General features: G+C 63.0%; 18 protein-coding genes. 10 read left to right on the top strand and 8 right to left on the bottom strand.

The annotated features are described in order from the left end of the window. The first annotated feature begins 222 nt into the window (after positions 1-222). The gene (locus tag PspR32_RS24230; protein ID WP_010221329.1) at positions 223-1326 is read left to right on the top strand and encodes a GlxA family transcriptional regulator; all 1104 of its coding nucleotides are present in this window, start codon (positions 223-225) and stop codon (positions 1324-1326) included. An 85-nt stretch (positions 1327-1411) separates the two neighbouring features. Here PspR32_RS24230 and PspR32_RS24225 read toward each other — a convergent pair whose 3' ends face one another. The 5 genes from PspR32_RS24225 to choX all read right to left on the bottom strand — a co-directional run bounded on the left by PspR32_RS24225 (position 1412) and on the right by choX (position 5394). Continuing rightward, positions 1412-1666 carry a hypothetical protein gene (locus tag PspR32_RS24225; protein WP_026001204.1) on the bottom strand — a complete coding sequence of 85 codons (255 nt, stop codon included), beginning with the start codon at positions 1664-1666 and terminating at the stop codon, positions 1412-1414. A 331-nt stretch (positions 1667-1997) separates the two neighbouring features. Next, the gene (locus tag PspR32_RS24220) at positions 1998-2468 is read right to left on the bottom strand and encodes a thioesterase family protein (protein WP_159389269.1); all 471 of its coding nucleotides are present in this window, start codon (positions 2466-2468) and stop codon (positions 1998-2000) included. A gap of 13 nt (positions 2469-2481) precedes the next feature. Then, positions 2482-3447 carry an L-carnitine dehydrogenase gene (locus PspR32_RS24215; protein ID WP_159389268.1) on the bottom strand — a complete coding sequence of 322 codons (966 nt, stop codon included), beginning with the start codon at positions 3445-3447 and terminating at the stop codon, positions 2482-2484. 15 nt (positions 3448-3462) lie between these two features. After that, on the bottom strand, positions 3463-4347 hold the full coding sequence (locus PspR32_RS24210; RefSeq protein WP_010221332.1) for a 3-keto-5-aminohexanoate cleavage protein: 885 nt from the start codon (positions 4345-4347) through the stop codon (positions 3463-3465). A 102-nt stretch (positions 4348-4449) separates the two neighbouring features. Continuing rightward, positions 4450-5394, bottom strand: a complete 945-nt coding sequence (gene choX, locus PspR32_RS24205) for a choline ABC transporter substrate-binding protein (RefSeq protein ID WP_159389267.1) — start codon at positions 5392-5394, stop codon at positions 4450-4452. A 169-nt stretch (positions 5395-5563) separates the two neighbouring features. Here choX and PspR32_RS24200 point away from each other — a divergent pair, with 169 nt between their 5' ends. After that, positions 5564-6523, top strand: coding sequence for a GlxA family transcriptional regulator (locus PspR32_RS24200; protein ID WP_010221334.1), 960 nt, complete (start codon positions 5564-5566; stop codon positions 6521-6523). Here PspR32_RS24200 and PspR32_RS24195 read toward each other — a convergent pair. Together PspR32_RS24195 and PspR32_RS24190 are read right to left on the bottom strand one after the other, a co-directional pair. Beyond that, entirely contained in the window at positions 6510-6929 is a 420-nt protein-coding gene (locus PspR32_RS24195) for a DUF3010 family protein (RefSeq protein WP_010221335.1), read from the bottom strand. The genes PspR32_RS24200 and PspR32_RS24195 overlap by 14 nt on opposite strands. A gap of 7 nt (positions 6930-6936) precedes the next feature. Continuing rightward, a complete protein-coding gene (locus tag PspR32_RS24190; RefSeq protein ID WP_036995012.1) occupies positions 6937-7344 on the bottom strand; it encodes a lysozyme inhibitor LprI family protein in 408 nt (135 codons plus the stop codon). Positions 7345-7538: 194 nt separating this feature from the next. Between PspR32_RS24190 and PspR32_RS24185 the strand changes: the two genes are divergently transcribed. Together PspR32_RS24185 and PspR32_RS24180 are read left to right on the top strand one after the other, a co-directional pair. After that, the gene (locus tag PspR32_RS24185) at positions 7539-8246 is read left to right on the top strand and encodes a winged helix-turn-helix domain-containing protein (RefSeq protein ID WP_010221337.1); all 708 of its coding nucleotides are present in this window, start codon (positions 7539-7541) and stop codon (positions 8244-8246) included. Next, positions 8247-9536 (top strand): ATP-binding protein, encoded by a 1290-nt coding sequence (locus PspR32_RS24180; protein ID WP_010221338.1) that lies wholly within the window; start codon positions 8247-8249, stop codon positions 9534-9536. It begins immediately after the preceding gene. Positions 9537-9539: 3 nt separating this feature from the next. Here the strand turns inward: PspR32_RS24180 and PspR32_RS24175 are convergent, their stop codons facing one another. Beyond that, a complete protein-coding gene (locus PspR32_RS24175; RefSeq protein WP_159389266.1) occupies positions 9540-11366 on the bottom strand; it encodes a serine hydrolase domain-containing protein in 1827 nt (608 codons plus the stop codon). Positions 11367-11616: 250 nt separating this feature from the next. On the opposite strand from PspR32_RS24175, the gene PspR32_RS24170 reads away from it, so the two are divergent. From PspR32_RS24170 to etfB, 6 genes are all read left to right on the top strand, one after another. Beyond that, positions 11617-12594 (top strand): dipeptidase, encoded by a 978-nt coding sequence (locus PspR32_RS24170; RefSeq protein ID WP_010221340.1) that lies wholly within the window; start codon positions 11617-11619, stop codon positions 12592-12594. Between the two features lie 75 nt (positions 12595-12669). Next, positions 12670-13200 (top strand): 4-vinyl reductase, encoded by a 531-nt coding sequence (locus PspR32_RS24165; RefSeq protein ID WP_010221341.1) that lies wholly within the window; start codon positions 12670-12672, stop codon positions 13198-13200. A 15-nt stretch (positions 13201-13215) separates the two neighbouring features. Continuing rightward, entirely contained in the window at positions 13216-15276 is a 2061-nt protein-coding gene (gene dgcA / locus PspR32_RS24160; protein WP_159389265.1) for a dimethylglycine demethylation protein DgcA, read from the top strand. A 102-nt stretch (positions 15277-15378) separates the two neighbouring features. Further along, entirely contained in the window at positions 15379-17328 is a 1950-nt protein-coding gene (gene dgcB, locus PspR32_RS24155; protein WP_100781787.1) for a dimethylglycine demethylation protein DgcB, read from the top strand. Then, entirely contained in the window at positions 17328-18551 is a 1224-nt protein-coding gene (gene etfA / locus PspR32_RS24150) for an electron transfer flavoprotein subunit alpha (protein WP_159389264.1), read from the top strand. Before dgcB ends, etfA begins: the two co-directional genes overlap by 1 nt. A gap of 15 nt (positions 18552-18566) precedes the next feature. Then, a complete protein-coding gene (etfB, locus tag PspR32_RS24145; RefSeq protein ID WP_010221345.1) occupies positions 18567-19337 on the top strand; it encodes an electron transfer flavoprotein subunit beta in 771 nt (256 codons plus the stop codon). Positions 19338-19483 lie beyond the last annotated feature (146 nt).

Here is a 19483-nt window from a genome sequence, read left to right as displayed (position 1 = left end):
ACCAGCACTAGGACGCTCGTTTGCGTTTATTACCACGCCTGGGAACAAGGGCTGAATAGACGCTGCGCGACGTCGTTTTTGGGTTTTATTGAATGGCCATTCAATTTCAGGCATGGCATTTGCGTTGTGATTGGCAAAGCCCCTGCATCCGAATTGGGGCCGTGACAAAAAAAGCCCGTGCCTGCCTGAGGCGCAACCTGCATTGTGTGAGGAGATACCGCGATGACGTCGTACAACTCCGGGACCCCAACCCAGAACCGCACACCTCAATCCATCGGCTTTTTGCTGTTGGACAATTTCACGCTGATTTCCCTGGCTTCCGCTGTTGAGCCACTGCGTATGGCCAACCAGCTGTCCGGCCGCGAGCTGTACCGCTGGAGCACCCTGAGCGTGGATGGCGGTCAGGTCTGGGCCAGCGACGGCTTGCAGATCACCCCCGATGCGGCCATGCACCAGGCGCCGGCCATGGACACCGTGATTGTCTGCGGCGGCATTGGCATCCAGCGCACCGTGACCCGTGAGCACGTCACCTGGCTGCAGAGCCAGGCGCGTCAGTCCCGCCGCCTTGGTGCGGTGTGCACCGGCAGCTGGGCGCTGGCCTGTGCCGGCCTGCTCGATGGCTTCGATTGCAGCGTGCACTGGGAATGCCTGGCGGCGATGCAGGAGGCCTTTCCGCGGGTGAGCATGAGCACTCGCCTGTTTACCCTCGACCGTAACCGTTTCACTAGCTCTGGCGGCACCGCGCCGCTGGACATGATGCTGCACCTGATCAGCCGTGATCATGGTCGCGAGCTGTCGGCGGCGATCTCCGAGATGTTCGTCTACGAGCGCATCCGCAACGAGCAGGATCACCAGCGCGTGCCGCTCAAGCACATGCTCGGCACCAACCAGCCGAAGCTGCAGGAAATCGTCGCGCTGATGGAAGCCAACCTGGAAGAGCCGATCGACCTGGATGAACTGGCCGTTTATGTGTCGGTGTCACGTCGCCAGCTTGAGCGGCTGTTCCAGAAGTACCTGCACTGCTCGCCGTCGCGCTACTACCTGAAACTGCGCCTGATCCGCGCCCGGCAATTGCTCAAGCAAACGCCGATGTCGATCATCGAAGTGGCGTCGGTGTGCGGCTTTGTCTCGACGCCGCATTTCTCCAAGTGCTACCGCGAGTACTTCGGCATTCCGCCGCGTGACGAGCGCGTGGGCTCCAACACCGCCCAGCAGGTGGCGATGATGCCGATCCCGCAGGCGCTGGTGCTGTCGCCGCTGGCGGGGCCTATGTCGGCGTTGAGCCAGGCGCGCAATGAGTCGACGTTTGCCAGTGTGAGGCTCTGATTCCGAGGTGAATCAATCGCGGGTCAAGCCCGCTCCCACAGGAGTTAGGTGATCTCTGTGGGAGCGGGCTTGACCCGCGATGCTGTTAACGATTCTGAAATTCGGCCAACGCCGGCAACAACTGCTTTTCGATCGCCTGGCGCACGGCCGGCAGAATGGTCGCATTGCCGGTGTACATCTGCTCGACCATACCCTTCAAGGCTTTGGCCCGCGGCTCACTCAAACCGCGCACCGCATACTCGCAGGCCTGTTCGGCGCTGGCCCCGCTCGGCATCTCGAAACCCAGGGCGCGCAGTTGGCCCAGCAGGTCGTCTTGATCAATCAAATCCGCATGCATCATGGTTGTTGTCCTTGTTTGCAGGTGTGATCGTCAGTCGATTCTGTGGGCAGCACCGCAGGGCGGCAAGGACAGAATGCCGCAATGGCCGCTTTACCTAAGCCCAGGTCGTTTTCGGGCAAATCGACGGGGAAGGGAGGCTGCACACTGAGGTCATGCACAGCAAAGGAAGGTTTGGTCACCCTCCGCTTGAAGCATGTTCATACTCGCTCTTGGCCCCGGTTGCTTCACGGCTTGCCGGGGTTATTTTTTGCCTGGATTCATCGCTGGCAAGCCAGCTCCCACAGGGATCACCGCCGCTTCTGTGGGAGCTGGCTTGTCAGCGATAGGGCGGTTACTTTGGCAACCCGATCACCCGGCCAACAAACTCGGCCGCCGGCAGGTCCGCCTGCTCATTCACGATCCCTTGCAAGCGCTCCACCACCCCGGGCGCGAATGGCGCCGACCTTGGCCCTGCCAGGTCCACATGCAGGAGCATCTGCTCGCTGGCCGCCAACGCCTGGTCAAACCCTTCGCGATGCAGGCTGTGATACAGCTGCAGGCGCTTGCGGTCAAAACCGATGACCTGGGTTTGTACCCACACCTGGGTGCCGAGCTTCACCTCGTGCAGGTAGTTCAGGTGGCACTCCAGGGTGAACAGCGAATTGCCGCTGGCGCTGCGGTTGTCGCTGTCAAGGCCGATGCAGTCCATGAAGGCATCGGTGGCATAGCTGAAGATCAGCAGGTAGAAGGCATCGCGCAGGTGCCCGTTGTAGTCGACCCAGTCCGCCAGGACCGGGGTTTGGTAGGTGATCAATGCGGGCATCGCTGCACTCCGGTCAGTCGCTGAAGGCCATGCCGTGCTTGGCCTTGGTGGTTTTTACCGCATCCAGCACGGCCAGCAGGCAATCATCACGATAGCGCTCCAACGAGCTGATGCTGCGTTCGCCCAGTTGTTCGCCGGTGCCCTCGACCACGGCGTCGATCAAGCCGTCGGTCAGCTCCGGGGCTGGCAGGTAGGTCCAGGGCAGTTGCAGCGCCGGGCCGAACTGGGCCATGAAGTGGCGCATGCCAGCATCGCCACCGGCCAGGGTATAGGTGAGGAAGGTGCCCATGAACGACCAGCGCAAACCCGCACCGAAACGAATGGCATCGTCGATTTCACCGGTGGTTGCCACGCCGTCGTTGACCAGGTGCAGCGCCTCGCGCCAGAGCGCTTCGAGCAGGCGGTCGGCGATAAAACCGGGTACTTCCTTGCGCACATGCAGCGGGCGCATGCCCAGCTGGGTGTAGACGATTTTTGCCGCTTCGATGGCCTCGGGCGCGGTCTTGTTGCTGCCGACGATCTCCACCAGCGGCAGCAGGTATACCGGGTTGAACGGGTGGCCGACCACGCAGCGCTCGGGGTGGGTCGAGGACTCGTGGAACTCGCTGGGCAACAGCCCCGACGTGCTGGAGCCGATCAATGCATCGGGCTTGGCCGCGGCGCTGATTCTGCGGTGCAGATCAAGCTTGAGGTCCAGGCGCTCGGGGGCGCTTTCCTGGATGAAATCGGCATCGCGCACGCATTCCTCGATGGTCGCCACAACGCGCAGACGGTCCGGTGATGCGCCGGGCGCCAGGCCTTGTTTTTCCAGGGCGGGCCAGGCATTGGCGATGCGTTTGCGCAAGGCTGCTTCGGCGCCAGGTGCCGGGTCCCAGGCCACTACGTCAAGGCCGTGGGCCAGGGCGCGGGCTACCCAGCCGCTGCCGATCACGCCGCTGCCCAAAGCTGCAAAGGTTTTGATTTCGGTGATAAAGCTCATCGGTTTCTCCAGCAATCAGCGACGGGTCAGGTTCATTTTGGCGCGGCCTTCGGCAGGGGTGAGCACCCGTGCGCCCAGGCGGCTGAGAATCTCGCTGGCGCGTTCTACCAGTTGGCCGTTGCTGGCCAGCACGCCCTTGTCCAGGTACAGGTTGTCCTCCAGGCCGACCCGTACATTGCCGCCGAGCAGCACCGCTTGCGCGGCCATTGGCATCTGCATGCGGCCGATGCCGAAGCCGGCCCAGGTCACGCCGGCTGGCAGGTTGTCGACCATGGCTTTCATGGTGGTGGTATCGGCCGGGGCCCCCCAGGGAATGCCCAGGCACAGCTGGAACAAGGGGTCGTCGAGCAAGCCTTCCTTGATCATCTGCTTGGCAAACCACAGGTGGCCGGTGTCGAAGATTTCCAGTTCGGCTTTGACCCCAAGTTCAGTAATGCGTCGGGCGCCAGCGCGCAATTGCGCCGGGGTCGAGACATAGATGCTGTTGCCGTCGCCAAAATTGAGGGTGCCGCAGTCCAGGGTGCAGATTTCCGGTAGCAACGCCTCGACATGGGCCAGGCGCTCCAGTGGGCCGATCAGGTCGGTGCCGGCGCCGAATTCCAGCGGGGTTTCACCCGGGCCGATCTCCAGGTCGCCACCCATGCCGGCGGTAAGGTTGACGATGATGTCGACGTCCGACTCGCGAATGCGCTCCATGACTTCGCGGTACAGCGCGACATCACGGCTGAAGCGACCGGTTTGTGGATCCCGGACGTGACAGTGGACGACTGTTGCACCGGCTTTGGCGGCCTCTACCGCGGCTTCGGCGATCTGCTTGGGGGTCACCGGGACCAGGTGGCTCTTGCTGGCGGTGTCGCCGGCGCCGGTCAGGGCACAGGTGATGATGACGTCGTGGTTCATGAGCGGTTTCCTTCGGGCGAGTTGGGGCCGTCGCGGGGCAAGCCCGCTCCCACAGATGACCAGTTCCTCTGTGGGAGCGGGCTTGACCCGCGATTGGGTTTGTCAGTTGACGGTCAGTTGCAGGTTTTCGGCGGCCGGCCTGCCGTCGAACGTGGTCACCCCTTCAAGCCAGCGCTTCTGGTCCTGGGGATGGTCCTTGAGCCACTGGCGGGCGGATTCCAGTGCGTCTTTGTGGTCAAGCAGCGGTTGCATCATGCGGCTCTCGTCCTCGGCGCTGAAGGTCAGGTTGGTCAGCAGCTGGTTGACGTTCGGGCAACGCTGGGCATAGTCCGGCGCGGTGACGGTCCACACCGTGGCCCGGCCTTCGTCCGGGCCCAGGGCGCCTTCGCTGCCGCTGAGGTAGGCCATGTCGATGTTGATGTTCATCGGGTGCGGCGCCCAGCCAAAGAACACCACCGCCTCCTTGCGTCGCACGGCGCGATCGACGGCGGCGAGCATGCCGGCTTCGCTGGACTCGACCAGCTGGAACTTGCCCAGGCCGAACTGGTTCTTGCTGATCATCGCCTTGATCTGGGTGTTGGCGCCCGAGCCCGGCTCGATGCCGTAGATCTTGCCGCCCAGCTCCTTTTCGAACCTGGCGATATCGGCAAAGGTGTTCAGGCCCTTGTCGGCCAGGTACTTGGGCACGGCAAGGGTCGCGCGGGCATCGTCGAGGCTGGGCTGGTCGAGGACCTTGACCTGCTTGGCGTCGATGAACGGGGTGATGGTCTGGGTCATGATCGGGTTCCAGTAGCCGAGGAACATGTCCAGGCGCTGGTCGCGGATACCGGCGAAAATGATCTGTTGCGAGGCGCTGGTCTGCTTGGTCTTGTAGCCCAGGCCATCAAGCAGGACCTGGGTCATGGCGCTGGTGGCCATCACATCGGTCCAGTTGACCACGCCAAGGCGCACGTTCTTGCAGGCGGCCGGCTCTGCGGCCATCACGTTGGTGCTGAGGATTGCGGTACCGACGAGCATCAGCAGGCTACGGCTGATCATTCTGTTCATGGTGGCTCCTCCAACGGCAGTTCTAATTGTTATAGGGGGCGGCCTCTGCGTGCCGTGTGATCAAACTACGCGGGTGCTGTGGGTAAAAATCGCACTCTGGCGACCGGCACTTGCACAGTGGCGACCAGCGCGCTATTAACCCAGCATCCGTGGCCGTCGAGTTGTCGCTATGCCCCAGGACTTCCATTTCTTGCTGTTGCCCGGCTTCTCCGCCATCGGCTTTATTTCCGCGATAGAGCCGCTGCGGGTGGCCAACCGCTTTCGCGGCGAGCTATATCGCTGGCAGGTGCTGAGTATGGATGGCGGCGCGGTGCAGGCCAGCAACGGCATGTCGGTGAATGCCGACGCCGCCCTGGAGCCGCTGGGCAAGGGTGCGACGTTGTTGCTGGTAGCGGGTTTCGAGCCGTTGCGCAGCTACGGCCCGGCCCTGCAACACTGGTTGCGCAAGCTTGATCACGAGGGCGTGGTATTGGGCGGTATCGACACCGGCACCGTGGTGCTGGCCGAGGCCGGGCTGCTCGACGGTCACCGGGTGACCCTGCACTGGGAAGCGCTGGAGGCCTTCAAGGAACGTTACCCGCAGTTGCAGGCAACCCAGGAACTGTTCGAAGTAGATCGCCGCCGTATCACCTCGGCAGGTGGCACCGCGTCGATCGACCTGATGCTCGACCTGATTGCCCAGGCCCACGGCCCGGAGCTGGCGATCCAGGTGTCGGAGCAGTTCGTGCTTGGCCGTATCCGCCCGCGCCAGGATCACCAGCGCATGCAGATCGCCTCACGTTATGGCATCAGCAACAAGAAACTGGTGCAGGTGATCGGCGAGATGGAGCGCAACACCGAACAACCGCTCAACACCCTGGTGTTGGCCGAATCGGTGCAGGTCACCCGGCGCCAGCTGGAGCGCCTGTTTCGCCTGTACCTGCACGACACGCCCAGCGGTTTTTACTTGCGCCTGCGCCTGGACAAGGCCCGGCAACTGCTGCGCCAGACCGATCTGAGCGTACTGGAGGTGAGCATCGCTTGCGGGTTCGAATCAGCGTCGTATTTCACCCGCTGCTACCGGGGGCGATTCGCGCGTTGCCCGCGGGAAGACCGCAAGGCCGGGGCCGTCAGCCTCAGCGGCGCTTGAGCAACAGCGCGCAGGCGCTCTTGTAGGCTTCGTGCTGGTACTTGTTCAACGAAGCAGGCAGTTCGATGTTGTGTTTCTTGGCCTGAGCGCTGACGGTCTGCGGTGAAACCAGTTCCACCTCGCAATTGTCCAGCAACTGCAATATGCCTTCGATCTTGAAGGTGGTCGGGCCACCCGCGAAGTCGCCTTTCTTGCTGCGTTTCTTGATCGCCAGGTGGCTGATGCCATGTTCAGCGATAAATTGCCGGGCCTGCTGGGCAAAGACTTTGACGTTGTCCGCCAGTTCGTCATCTTCCAGGCCGATTTTTTTCGTGGCCAGGGCAAGATGCACAGGGCTGGTACCGTCCAGCGTGGCAACGGCGAGCAGCGCTTCGCTGCCTTTGATTTCAATTCCGCAGATTTTCATGCTGTTCTCAATCGGAGTTTTGCAGCCCCAGGGACTGCAAGTATTCGGAGCGATCATCGCTACGTTGGGCAAGGCAGGTGTTCAATGCCGCGTCGAAGTCCTTGCCGGGTTTTTGCTCAAAGGTCTCGACCTTGCAGTCGGCGTCGCGCAGCTGCTTCCACAGCGCTTGGGCGTCGTTCAGGCGTTTGCTCACGTCGCTGATCTTCGCGCTTTGACCGGCGTATTGTTCCTTGATTCGATCCAGCAGGTCAGTAAACGCGGCATCGAGTTCGCGTTCGGCGGTGGTGCGGCTGTATTGAGCGCATTCATAGCTTTGCTGGTCGGTTTCGACGTTGTCGCACGGGGTACTTTCGTCGTCCTCGGCATGGGCGCCGAATGCCAGCAATACCAGGGCCAGCCCTACCATCGTTCTCATCTGCGACATCCTCCGAAAGCTTGCGCGAACATGGGCGCCGATTCTCGCTCAGCGCCGCAGCAAAGAACAGGGTAGCCGTTGCACCTGTGAAAAAGCGTGCAGGCTGCGTGAACACTTATTCACAGACGTTTCATAAAGGTGCACATAAACTTGGCGTTTAGCCACTATCCTCACTCTTACCCTGTGGAAACGCCATGGAATGCTCCGGACTGATCAAGGTACTGCTGGTCGAGGATGACTTGAAGCTGGCCAGCCTGGTTGCGCATTTTTTAGCCGAGCACGGCTTCGAGGTGCACTGTGTGCACCGGGGTGACGAGGCACTGGAGGCCTTTTTGGGCTTCAAACCGGCGCTGGTGGTACTCGATCTGATGCTGCCCGGCCTGAGCGGCCTGCAAGTATGCCGGGCAATTCGCAGCCAGGCGGCCACGCCGATCGTGATCCTCACTGCTCGCGAGGATGATCTGGACCATATTCTCGGCCTTGAGTCCGGTGCCGACGACTACGTGATCAAACCGATCAAGCCGCCGGTGTTGCTGGCCCGGCTGCGGGCCTTGCAGCGGCGTAAGGGCAGTGACCCGAGCGAGCGCGACAGCCTCGAGTTCGGGCGCCTGAGTATTGACCGGGCCAGCCGCGAAGCACGCTTGGGCCAGCAGGTCATCGAACTGAGCACCATGGAGTTCGAGCTGTTGTGGTTGCTGGCCAGTTCCGCCGGGCAAATCCTTTCCCGCGACGATATCCTCAGCCATATCCGTGGCATCGCCTTCGACGGCCTCAACCGCAGTGTCGATGTCTACGTCAGCAAGCTGCGCAACAAGCTGCACGACAACCCGCGTGAACCGCTGTGCATCAAGACAGTGTGGGGCAAGGGGTATCTGTTCAACCCCTTTGCCTGGGAGCTGTAGATGCTGCGCCTGTTTCTTGGCCTGTTCATCACCCTGGTACTGGGCTTTGCCCTGGCGATCACCGCGGTCGACCATGTGTTCACCTGGCTGCTCAACGCCCCCACCGAGGTCTACCACCGCGAAGCGGTACGTGGGCCAGCGTACAGCCTGGTGGAGCAACTGCGCCCGCTTACCGCTGAGCAGCGCCAGCGGCGTCTGGACGAATTGCAGCCCAATTACGGCCTGGGCCTGAAACTGGTCGACGCCGGGCAGTTGCAGCTGGATGAGCGCGAGCGTCAGTTGCTGGCAAACCGGCAACTGGTGGTTCGCAAGGAGTTCACCCAGTTCATCAGCCCCATCGACGGTAGCAGCCAATTGCTGAGCATCGACTTGCCGCCTGAGCCCGAGCTGACCCGTACCTATACCGTCGGCGCCTACGCGATGCTCGGCGGCTTGATCGGTATTGCCCTGTTTCTCTGGGTATGGCCGCACTGGCGTGACCTTGAGCGCTTGCGCCTGGCGGCCCAGCGTTTTGGTGACAACGACCTGCGTTCACGTATCTACTTGTCGCGGCGCTCGAACATTCGGGAACTGGCCGAGCACTTCAACCAGATGGCCGGGCGCATCGAAGGCCTGATCGCCAACCAGCGTGAGCTGACCAACGCAGTTTCCCATGAGCTGCGCACTCCCATTGCACGCCTGACCTTCGAACTCGAACAACTGCGCCGGCTGGCCCGCCAGGAAGGCTGCGGTGCGTTGATCGACGAAATGCACGCCGACCTGGGCGACCTGGAGGAGATGGTCTCGGAGTTGTTGACCTATGCCAGCCTTGAGCGTGGCGCCACCGAGATCAAGCGCGAAACCATCCAGGCCAACCATTGGATCGACAGTGTCCTGGGCAGTGTCGCTCTGGAGGCCGAGGCGGCCGGTGTGCAGCTGTCGCTTGAGGCGTGTACGGTACAGAGCATTCGTATCGAGCCGCGGTTCATGGCGCGGGCAGTGATCAATCTGTTGCGCAATGCCATTCGCTATGCCGCCGGTGAAGTCCGGGTCAGCCTGCAGCGAGAAGGTGAGCTGTATCGCCTCGTGGTAGAGGACGACGGCCCAGGCGTACCGCTTGCCGCCCGAGAGAAGATCTTCGAGCCGTTCTCGCGCCTGGACGCCAGCCGTGACCGGCGCACCGGTGGCTTTGGCCTTGGCCTGGCGCTGGTGCGTCGGGTCTCGCAATGGCACGGCGGCTATGCCCAGGTGGGCGATAGCCGCGAAGGTGGCGCCTGCTTCGTGTTGAGCTGGCCGCACGTCGATGGCTGAAACCTAGAGCTGCAGGCCGGCGTCCTGGTCTGGGCTGCGCGCAAAGCGATAGCCGAGCACCCGCAAGCCGTCGCTATGCCGAGTCAGGGTGTTGCCCGCGCCCAATGCGCTGCCGGCCAGCAGGGCATGGGCGTCATCCAGTGGCTGGACCACGAATTCACCCAGGGTTTCGCCTTTGCGCCGGCCCTGGGCCAGCAGCAGGCCTTGATCGATGCGCAAGGTCAGGCCGTCGAGCAACGGTTCGCGCTCGTTGGGGCTGATCAGGCGATAGCGTCCGACACTGGCTTGCCAGTCGGCGGGTATCGGTCCGGGGTCAATGCGCTCGCCCAGTGGCAGGGTCTGGCCGTGGCGCCTGACTGCCAGCACTTCTTTGCCCGCGACGCTGATCACATCCAGCTGAAGTTGTTCGAGCAGGCCCAGATCCAGCGACCACAAGCCCAACAGTTTTTTCTGTGCCCGCAGCCAGCCTTGACTGTCGCGCAGCAGTTCGACGCGCTTGCCGCCCAGTTCGGCAAACAGTTGATGGCGCTGGTCCTTGAAGCGAATCACGCCCAACGGGCTGGCGTACAACCCGGCCAGGCGCTGGCGGTCGCGAGGGCTGGGCGCCGCGGCAGCGGCCAGCGGCGGCAGGCTCGGCGCACAGTCGCGCGGGCAGACGAGCTGGTTGCCTTGGGCCTGGAGCATCAGGCGCAGGGCCTGAGTGGCCACTTCGCTGACCAGTGCTTCGGCGGTGTCGGCATTGGCCATCACCACCACCGCCAGCTGTGGCTCGGGTAGCACGCTCAGTTGCGCGGCAAAATCGCCAGTCGAGCCACTGTGTTGCCATTGTTGCAGCTGCGGCCCGATGCGCGGGTCGCCGCAAGGGCCCAGGTACCAGGCAAGGCCTATAGGGCAGTCGAAGTCCAGGGCATTGGCACGGTTCTGTTGGCGGAACATCTCGGCAACCGACTGCTGGCTCAGCAGCTGCCTGCCATCGAAACGTCCCTGGGCGAACAGCATTTGCACGAACTGGCCAACATCCCGTGGCGTGGTCCACAAGCCGCCGGCGGGCAGGTCGCGGATCTCCTCGTCGCTGCTGGGCTGACCTTGCAGGTAGCCTCGGGCGCGATAGGGTTGCAGCTCGCTATTGCCGACGAAACTCGAATGTTCCATGGCCAACGGTTGCAACAGGTGCTGCTGCAGGCGGGTTTCGAATGGTTGCCCGCTGCTGCGCTCGATGGCTGCACCGAGCAGGGCAAAACCCAGGTTGGAATAGGCCATCTGCGTGCCCGGCGGATTGTTCAGCCACAACCCCGAGGCCTTCTGCGGCAGGTACTTCAATGGATCATCAGTGCGCAGGCGAGGCAGGAATTCGCTCGGCAGGCCGGCCTGGTGGCTGAGCAGGCGGCGCAAGGTGATGGCGTCGTTGGCGCTGCGGGCATCGGCGTGAAAGCGCGAGCGCACGCGAAACTCCGGCAGGGTGCGTGACAACGGTGCGTCCAGGCTCAGGCGCTGCTGCTCGACCAGTTGCAGGGTGGCGCTGGCAGTGAACAGCTTGGACAGAGAACCGGCGCGAAACGCCGTGGTTGGTGTTACACGCATGTGTAGCGCCTCGTCAGCCAGACCGAAACCTTCGGCCCAGACCAGCTCCTGGCCGTCGATCAGCGCCAGCGACAGGCCGGGCACGTGGTTCTTGCGCATCTGCTCGGGGATGCTCTGGCGCAAGTGTTCGATGACCGCCCGATAGTCGCCCTTGCCGATCGGCGGCAGGCTCGTCGGCGCCCGTTCGCCGCAACCGGTATTGACGAGCAGCAGGCCGAACAATGAAGCAAGGCGAAGCGAGCGAAGCATGAGGCACCTGGGCGGGAATGGCGGTCAGTGCATGCTAGGGCAGGGGCCTGCGGCAATCTTTGAGCGGATTGTCGGGAAACTGTTAAAGACTGTGCCACGGCGACCTGCAACGCCCCTTTGTCGCTCTTTGACGCTTTCGGCAATTCCCCTGTCGTTTTTGCATCTGGGCGACATTGCCCCTAGGCATATGCTGGCCCCAAAGCGCCGGCAGACGATTCGGCGCAGGTTTACCAATAAAGGGGACAGCCTGATGAGCCCAGCCGAATTACACGCAGACAGCATCGTTATCGACGGGCTGATCATTGCCAAATGGAACCGCGAGCTGTTCGAGGACATGCGCAAGGGTGGCTTGACTGCGGCCAACTGCACGGTGTCGGTCTGGGAAGGCTTCCAGGCCACGGTCAACAACATCGCCGCCAGCCAGAAGCTGATCCGCGAGAACAGCGACCTGGTGATGCCGGTGCGTACCACCGCCGACATCCGCAAGGCCAAGGAAGTGGGCAAGACCGGCATCCTCTTCGGCTTCCAGAACGCCCATGCTTTCGAAGACCAGATCGGCTATGTCGAGGTGTTCAAGCAGCTGGGCGTAGGCATCGTGCAGATGTGCTACAACACCCAGAACCTGGTCGGCACCGGCTGCTACGAGCGTGATGGCGGGTTGTCGGGCTTTGGCCGCGAGATCGTCGCCGAGATGAACCGCGTCGGGGTCATGTGCGACCTGTCCCATGTCGGTTCCAAAACGTCCGAAGAAGTCATCCTCGAATCGAAAAAACCGGTGTGCTACTCCCACTGCCTGCCTTCCGGGCTCAAGGAGCACCCGCGCAACAAGTCCGATGAAGAGCTCAAGTTCATTGCCGACCACGGCGGTTTCGTCGGCGTGACCATGTTCGCGCCGTTCCTGGCCAAGGGCATCGATTCGACCATCGACGACTATGCCGAAGCTATCGAATACACCATGAACATCGTCGGTGAAGACTCCATCGGTATCGGTACCGACTTCACCCAGGGCCACGGCCAGGACTTCTTCGAGTACCTGACCCACGACAAGGGCTACGCCCGGCGCCTGACCAACTTCGGCAAGATCATCAACCCGCTGGGCATCCGCACCGTGGGCGAGTTCCCCAACCTTACCGAGACCCTGCTCAATCGCGGCCATTCCGAGCGCGTGGTGCGCAAGATCATGGGCGAGAACTGGGTCAACGTGCTCAAGGATGTCTGGGGCGAATAAGCCGCCAGTAACCGTCTTCCGCCCCCTGCCACAGGCGCAGGGGCAGCCAACCAAAATTTCTGGAGTTCAGTTTCCATGGCCAAGATCGCCCCGCAATTGCCTATCGAAGTCGACAGCGAGACCGGTGTCTGGACCAGCGATGCCCTGCCGATGCTGTACGTGCCGCGGCATTTCTTCGTCAACAACCACATGGGTATCGAGGAAGTGCTGGGCGCCGACGCCTATGCCGAGATCCTCTACAAGGCCGGTTACAAGTCCGCCTGGCACTGGTGCGAGAAAGAGGCTGAATGCCACGGCCTCGAAGGCGTGGCGGTGTTCGAACACTACATGAAGCGCCTGTCCCAGCGCGGCTGGGGCCTGTTCAAGATCCAGGACATTGACCTGGACAAGGGCACTGCCAGCGTCAAGCTCGAGCACTCAGCGTTCGTCTATGTCTACGGCAAGGTCGGGCGCAAGGTCGATTACATGTTCACCGGTTGGTTCGCCGGGGCCATGGACCAGATCCTGGCGGCCCGCGGCAGCAACATTCGTACGGTCGCCGAGCAGGTCTACGGCGGTTCGGAAGAAGGCCACGACGATGGCCTGTTCATCGTCAAGCCGTTGTAAGTCGAGGATCCCGCCATGGCTTTCGAAGCAATGTTCCAGCCGATCCAGATCGGCAAACTGACCATCCGCAACCGGGTACTGAGCACCGCGCACGCCGAGGTCTACGCCACCGACGGCGGCATGACCACCGAGCGCTACGTGAAGTACTACGAAGAGAAAGCCAAGGGCGGCATCGGCCTGGCCATTTGCGGTGGCTCCTCGGTGGTGGCGATCGACAGCCCGCAGGAATGGTGGGCCTCGGTGAACCTCTCGACCGACCGCATCATCCCGCACTTTCAGAACCTGGCTGATGCCATGCACAAGCATGGCGCCAAGATCATGATCCAGATTACCCACATGGGCCGCCGCTCGCGCTGGGATGGCTTCAACTGGCCAACCCTGATGTCGCCATCGGGGGTGCGCGAGCCGGTGCACCGTGCCACCTGCAAGACCATCGAGCCGGAAGAGATCTGGCGGGTGATCGGCAACTACGCGCAAGCCGCGCGCCGGGCCAAAGAAGGCGGCCTGGATGGCGTCGAGCTGTCGGCGGTGCACCAGCACATGATCGACCAGTTCTGGAGCCCGCGGGTCAATAAGCGTACCGACGAATGGGGCGGCACGTTTGAAGGCCGGATGAAATTCGGCCTGGAAGTGCTCAAGGCCGTGCGTGCTGAAGTCGGCCCGGATTTTTGCGTGGGCATGCGCATCTGCGGTGACGAATTCCATCCCGATGGCCTCAGCCACGAGGACATGAAGGAAATCGCCAAGTACTACGATGCCACCGGCATGCTGGATTTCTTCGGCGTGATCGGTTCGGGCTGCGACACCCACAACACCCTGGCCAACGTTATCCCCAACATGAGCTTCCCGCCCGAGCCGTTCCTGCACCTGGCGGCCGGCATCAAGGAAGTGGTCAAGGTACCGGTGCTGCACGCGCAGAACATCAAGGACCCCAACCAGGCCACGCGCATCCTCGAAGGCGGCTATGTCGACATGGTCGGCATGACCCGCGCGCACATCGCCGACCCGCACCTGATTGCCAAGATCAAGATGGGCCAGATCGACCAGATCAAGCAGTGCGTCGGTGCCAACTACTGCATCGACCGCCAGTACCAGGGCCTGGATGTGCTGTGCATCCAGAACGCGGCAACCTCCCGTGAATACATGGGCGTGCCGCACATCATCGAGAAAAGCACCGGGCCCAAGCGCAAGGTGGTGGTGGTTGGCGCCGGGCCTGCGGGGATGGAAGCCGCTCGTGTGGCGGCCGAACGCGGCCATGACGTCACCCTGTTCGAGAAGAAAGACGCCATCGGCGGGCAGATCAGCATCGCTGCCAAGGCGCCGCAACGCGACCAGATCGCCGGTATCACCCGTTGGTATCAACTGGAGCTGGCGCGCCTGAAGGTCGACCTGCGCCTGGGCACTGCGGCCGATATCGACACCATCCAGGACTTGCGTGCGGACATTATCGTGCTGGCGGTGGGCGGCCATCCCTACATCGAGCAGAACGAGCACTGGGGCGCAGCCGAAGGGCTGGTGGTCAGCAGCTGGGACGTGCTCGACGGCAAGGTGGCGCCGGGCAAGAACGTGCTGGTGTACGACACCATCTGCGAATTCACCGGCATGTCGGTAGCCGACTACATCGCCGACAAAGGCAGCCAGGTGGAGATCGTCACCGACGACATCAAGCCGGGCGTGGCCATTGGTGGCACGTCGTTCCCGACCTACTACCGCAGCATGTACCCCAAGGAAGTGATCATGACCGGCGACCTGATGCTGGAAAAGGTCTACCGCGAGGGCGACAAGCTGGTGGCGGTGCTGGAGAACGAATACACCGGTGCCAAAGAGGAGCGGGTGGTCGACCAGGTGGTGATCGAGAACGGCGTGCGTCCGGACGAGGCGCTGTACTACGGGCTCAAGGAAGGTTCGCGGAACAAGGGCCAGATCGATATCGAAGCCCTGTTCGCGATCAAGCCGCAGCCGATCCTCAGCCAACCGGGCGAAGGCTACCTGCTGTACCGCATCGGTGACTGCGTGGCGCAGCGCAATACACACGCGGCCATTTACGACGCACTTCGGCTTTGTAAGGATTTCTAAGGCAGCTGCAAGCGGCAAGCTTCAAGCGGTAAGCAAGAGCAACGCGGTGTTGCCCTTGCTTGCGGCTTGAGGCTTGAGGCTTGCACCTGAAAGGTGCCTCTGATGTTGAACACCCTTATCCCCATCCTCCTGTTCGCCGCCCTGGGCCTTGCCGTCCTCGGCGCGCTGCGGCGCGTGCGGATGTGGCGCCAGGGTCGGCCGTCGAAGGTCGATCTGCTGGGCGGCCTGCTGGCCATGCCACGGCGCTATATGGTCGACCTGCACCACGTGGTCGCCCGCGACAAGTACATGGCCAACACTCACGTGGCCACGGCTGGCGGCTTCGTCCTGGCAGCGGTGCTGGCGATCCTGGTGCATGGCTTTGGCCTGCATAACAAGATCCTTGGGTTTGCCTTGCTGTTCGCCACCGTGCTGATGTTCGGCGGTGCGCTGTTTGTCTACAAACGCCGCCTCAACCCGCCAGCACGGTTGTCGAAAGGCCCGTGGATGCGCCTGCCGAAAAGCCTGCTGGTGTTTGCCGCGAGCTTCTTCATCGCCACCTTGCCGGTGGCCGGGATTCTCCCGCAGGGCTTCGGCGGCTGGCTGTTGGTGGCGTTGCTGGGGATTGGCGTGCTGTGGGGCGTGTCCGAGCTGTTCTTCGGCATGACCTGGGGCGGGCCGATGAAGCACGCCTTCGCCGGTGCCCTGCACCTGGCCTGGCACCGGCGCGCCGAGCGCTTTGGCGGTGGCCGTTCGACCGGGCTCAAACCCATCGACCTTGAGGACCCGCAGGCGTTACTGGGGGTAGAAAAGCCCAAGGATTTCACCTGGAACCAACTGCTCGGCTTTGACGCCTGCGTACAGTGCGGCAAGTGCGAGGCCGTGTGCCCGGCGTTTGCCGCAGGCCAGCCGCTGAACCCGAAAAAACTCATCCAGGACATGGTCGTTGGCCTGGCCGGCGGCACCGATGCCAAGTTTGCCGGCAGCCCGTACCCTGGCAAGCCGATCGGCGAGCATGGCGGCAACCCGCATCAGCCGATCGTCAACGGCCTGGTCGATGCCGAGACCCTGTGGTCGTGCACCACCTGCCGCGCCTGCGTCGAGGAATGCCCGATGATGATCGAGCACGTCGATGCCATCGTCGACATGCGTCGCCACCTGACCCTGGAAAAAGGCGCGACGCCGAACAAGGGCGCCGAGGTGCTGGACAACCTGATCGCCACCGACAACCCTGGCGGCTTCGCCCCGGGTGGGCGGATGAACTGGGCGGCGGACCTCAACCTCAACCTGCTCGGTGACATCAAGACCGCCGAAGTACTGTTCTGGGTCGGCGATGGTGCCTTTGACATGCGTAACCAGCGCACCCTGCGGGCTTTTGTCAAAGTGCTGAAAGCTGCGCAAGTAGACTTTGCCGTGCTCGGCCTGGAAGAGCGCGACAGCGGTGACGTGGCCCGGCGCCTGGGCGACGAAGCGACCTTCCAGCAACTGGCCAAGCGCAATATCCAGACCATGGCCAAGTACAGCTTCAAGCGCATCGTCACCTGCGACCCGCACAGCTTCCATGTGCTCAAGAACGAGTACGGTGCCTTCGGCGGCAACTACCTGGTGCAGCACCACAGCACCTATATCGCCGAACTGATTGCCGCTGGCGCGCTCAACCTCGGCCAGCACAAGGGCGGCAGCGTGACCTATCACGACCCGTGCTACCTGGGCCGCTACAACGGCGAGTACCAAGCGCCGCGCGAAGTGCTGCGCGCCCTCGGCATCGAGGTCAAGGAGATGCAGCGTTCGGGCTTCCGCTCGCGCTGTTGCGGCGGTGGCGGCGGTGCGCCGATTACCGATATTCCTGGCAAACAGCGTATCCCCGACATGCGCATGGACGACATCCGCGAGACCGCCGCCGAATTGGTTGCCGTGGGTTGTCCACAGTGCACGGCGATGCTCGAAGGCGTGGTCGAACCGCGTCCGTTGATCAAGGACCTGGCCGAACTGGTCGCCGACGCCATCCTCGAAGAACCGGCCTCGGCGAGCAAACCCGCCCCGGCAAAGCGTGAACCTGCGGAGGTGCACTGATGAGCGACATTATTCGCCGTGATCCGCGCGCCGAGTGGATCGCCCGTAACCGCCTGCACCCGCTGCACGCAGCCATGCAGCAGGGCCAACAGCACAGCTGGATGGGGCCCAACGGCATCATCCGCAAGAACCCCCATGGGATCGGCTTCATCGGCCCCAACGGTATCAAGCGCATCGACCGCAGCGGCGCCCAGCAGGGCGGTAGCAGCAAGCGCACGGCAGCAGTGGCGGTGCAATTGCCGCTGCACCAGGTGGCGCAGCCGGCGTTCTACATTGCCGTGGTCCCGGACATGGTCGGCGGGCGCCTGGGTAGCCACGACCGCGACCTGCTGGGCCTGGCCCACAGCCTGGCCGGCAGCGACGGCGCAGTGCTGGCGGTGGTGTTTGGCGAACACAAGGAAAGTAACTTTTCCACAGCCGGCGTTGATCGCCTGCTGGTGATCGAAGGCGAGGCGTTCGCAGGTTACGTACCGGAGCAACTGGTGCAGGGTCTGCGTGCTGTGGATAACCAGTACAGCCCGCGCCATTGGCTGCTGCCAGACAGCCGCACCGGTGGCGGCGAGCTGGGCCGGCGCCTTGCCGCGGCCATTGGCGAACGTCCGGCGACAAGAGTCTGGCAAGTCAAAGATGGGCAATGCAGCGGCCGTGCCGGCGCTGGCCAGCAGGACCTGATCCGCGGCCTGCCACGGTTGATCCTGGCGGCTGCCGAATGCGCGGAACCGGTCAGTGAAACTCGCCACGAAGCCTTGCCCGTGCAGTTATCCACAAGCGCGGCGCGCAGCTTGTCGCGTATCGAAGACCTCGGCCCGGTGGCCGTCGACCCGGCTGCCATTGCCATGGCCGAGGCCGAGTTCATTGTCTCTGGCGGCAATGGTGTCAAGGACTGGGACCTGTTCCACCGCGCCACCGTTGCGCTGGGCGCTACCGAAGGCGCTTCGCGGGTGGCCGTGGACGACGGCTTCATGCCGCGCAATCGCCAGGTCGGTGCTACCGGTACCTGGGTGACTGCACGTGTTTACGTGGCGGTGGGTATCTCCGGGGCGATCCAGCACCTGCAGGGCATCGGTGCCTGCGACAAGGTGGTGGCGATCAACATGGACCCGGGCTGCGACATGATCAAGCGTGCCGACCTGTCGGTGATTGGCGACAGCGCGGCGATTCTGCAAGCGCTGATCGAGGCTGTGGAAAACTACCGCAACGACGCCAAGCGCGATGCGGCCTAAGGGCAGGGGACAACTATGCACACCAAGGTCATCAGTCTGGTTTCAATCGGTGCCCACCCAAGCTCCGGCCGCAGCCGCCGCGCCGAGCAGGATGCCCGGGCAGTGGAACTGGGCCTGCAGTTGGCTGGGGATAACTTGCAGGTGCTGCATGCCGGAGACCCGCAGGAGCCGGCTTTGCGCGCCTACCTGGGCATGGGCCTGGAACACATCGACGTGCTCGAACAGCCGCAAGGCGCCGATGCCCTGGGCGTACTCGGTGACTACCTGCGCGACGCCGGTGCCCAGCTGGTGCTGACCGGCAGCCAGGCGGAAACCGGTGAAGGTTCGGGGATGCTGCCGTTCCTGCTGGCCGAGCGCCTGGGCTGGCCGTTGGTGGTGGGCCTTGCCGAAGTGGAGTCTATCCACAACGGCGTGGCCCAGGTCCTGCAGGCCCTGCCACGGGGCCAGCGGCGCCGCTTGAAGGTGCGCCTGCCGTTGCTCGCCACTGTGGATAACGCCGCGCCCAAGCCGCGCCAGAGCGCGTTTGGCCCCGCCCGGCGTGGTGTATTGGCGGCGCGCCAAGTAGCGATTGTCGCAGACGAGTTATTCACAAGTGCCGAACTGCAACCGGCCAAGCCGCGGCCTAAACGCCTCAAGGTGATCAAGGCCAAGAGCGGCGCCGACCGTATGAAAGCCGCCACCGCCAAGGCCAGCGGCGGCGGTGGGCAAGTGCTCAAGGACGTCAGCCCTCAGGACGGCGCGCAAGCCATCCTCAAGCTGCTGGTGGAAGAGGGCGTGTTGCGCTGACAGTTGCTCACAAAGTCTGTTGGCCGATCTGTGGATAAAGTGTTTGTGTATGGCTGGAGGGCACGCATTGCGTGCCCTTCGGCGTTATGGTCAAAAAATGATCAGGCTAAGTTGTGGATTTTTCGAGGTTTTCTTCCCAGGGCGGC

The organism is Pseudomonas sp. R32 (genome assembly GCF_009866705.1).
GTDB lineage: Bacteria > Pseudomonadota > Gammaproteobacteria > Pseudomonadales > Pseudomonadaceae > Aquipseudomonas > Aquipseudomonas donghuensis.
This window is presented reverse-complemented; position numbering and strand designations above follow the sequence as displayed.

Bases quoted from the DNA above. Each gene is read 5' to 3' on its own strand.
- PspR32_RS24230 (WP_010221329.1), top strand. From the start codon at position 223: ATGACGTCGTACAACTCCGGGACCCCAACCCAGAACCGCACACCTCAA.
- PspR32_RS24225 (WP_026001204.1), bottom strand. From the start codon at position 1,666: ATGATGCATGCGGATTTGATTGATCAAGACGACCTGCTGGGCCAACTG.
- PspR32_RS24220 (WP_159389269.1), bottom strand. From the start codon at position 2,468: ATGCCCGCATTGATCACCTACCAAACCCCGGTCCTGGCGGACTGGGTC.
- PspR32_RS24215 (WP_159389268.1), bottom strand. From the start codon at position 3,447: ATGAGCTTTATCACCGAAATCAAAACCTTTGCAGCTTTGGGCAGCGGC.
- PspR32_RS24210 (WP_010221332.1), bottom strand. From the start codon at position 4,347: ATGAACCACGACGTCATCATCACCTGTGCCCTGACCGGCGCCGGCGAC.
- choX (WP_159389267.1), bottom strand. From the start codon at position 5,394: ATGAACAGAATGATCAGCCGTAGCCTGCTGATGCTCGTCGGTACCGCA.
- PspR32_RS24200 (WP_010221334.1), top strand. From the start codon at position 5,564: ATGCCCCAGGACTTCCATTTCTTGCTGTTGCCCGGCTTCTCCGCCATC.
- PspR32_RS24195 (WP_010221335.1), bottom strand. From the start codon at position 6,929: ATGAAAATCTGCGGAATTGAAATCAAAGGCAGCGAAGCGCTGCTCGCC.
- PspR32_RS24190 (WP_036995012.1), bottom strand. From the start codon at position 7,344: ATGAGAACGATGGTAGGGCTGGCCCTGGTATTGCTGGCATTCGGCGCC.
- PspR32_RS24185 (WP_010221337.1), top strand. From the start codon at position 7,539: ATGGAATGCTCCGGACTGATCAAGGTACTGCTGGTCGAGGATGACTTG.
- PspR32_RS24180 (WP_010221338.1), top strand. From the start codon at position 8,247: ATGCTGCGCCTGTTTCTTGGCCTGTTCATCACCCTGGTACTGGGCTTT.
- PspR32_RS24175 (WP_159389266.1), bottom strand. From the start codon at position 11,366: ATGCTTCGCTCGCTTCGCCTTGCTTCATTGTTCGGCCTGCTGCTCGTC.
- PspR32_RS24170 (WP_010221340.1), top strand. From the start codon at position 11,617: ATGAGCCCAGCCGAATTACACGCAGACAGCATCGTTATCGACGGGCTG.
- PspR32_RS24165 (WP_010221341.1), top strand. From the start codon at position 12,670: ATGGCCAAGATCGCCCCGCAATTGCCTATCGAAGTCGACAGCGAGACC.
- dgcA (WP_159389265.1), top strand. From the start codon at position 13,216: ATGGCTTTCGAAGCAATGTTCCAGCCGATCCAGATCGGCAAACTGACC.
- dgcB (WP_100781787.1), top strand. From the start codon at position 15,379: ATGTTGAACACCCTTATCCCCATCCTCCTGTTCGCCGCCCTGGGCCTT.
- etfA (WP_159389264.1), top strand. From the start codon at position 17,328: ATGAGCGACATTATTCGCCGTGATCCGCGCGCCGAGTGGATCGCCCGT.
- etfB (WP_010221345.1), top strand. From the start codon at position 18,567: ATGCACACCAAGGTCATCAGTCTGGTTTCAATCGGTGCCCACCCAAGC.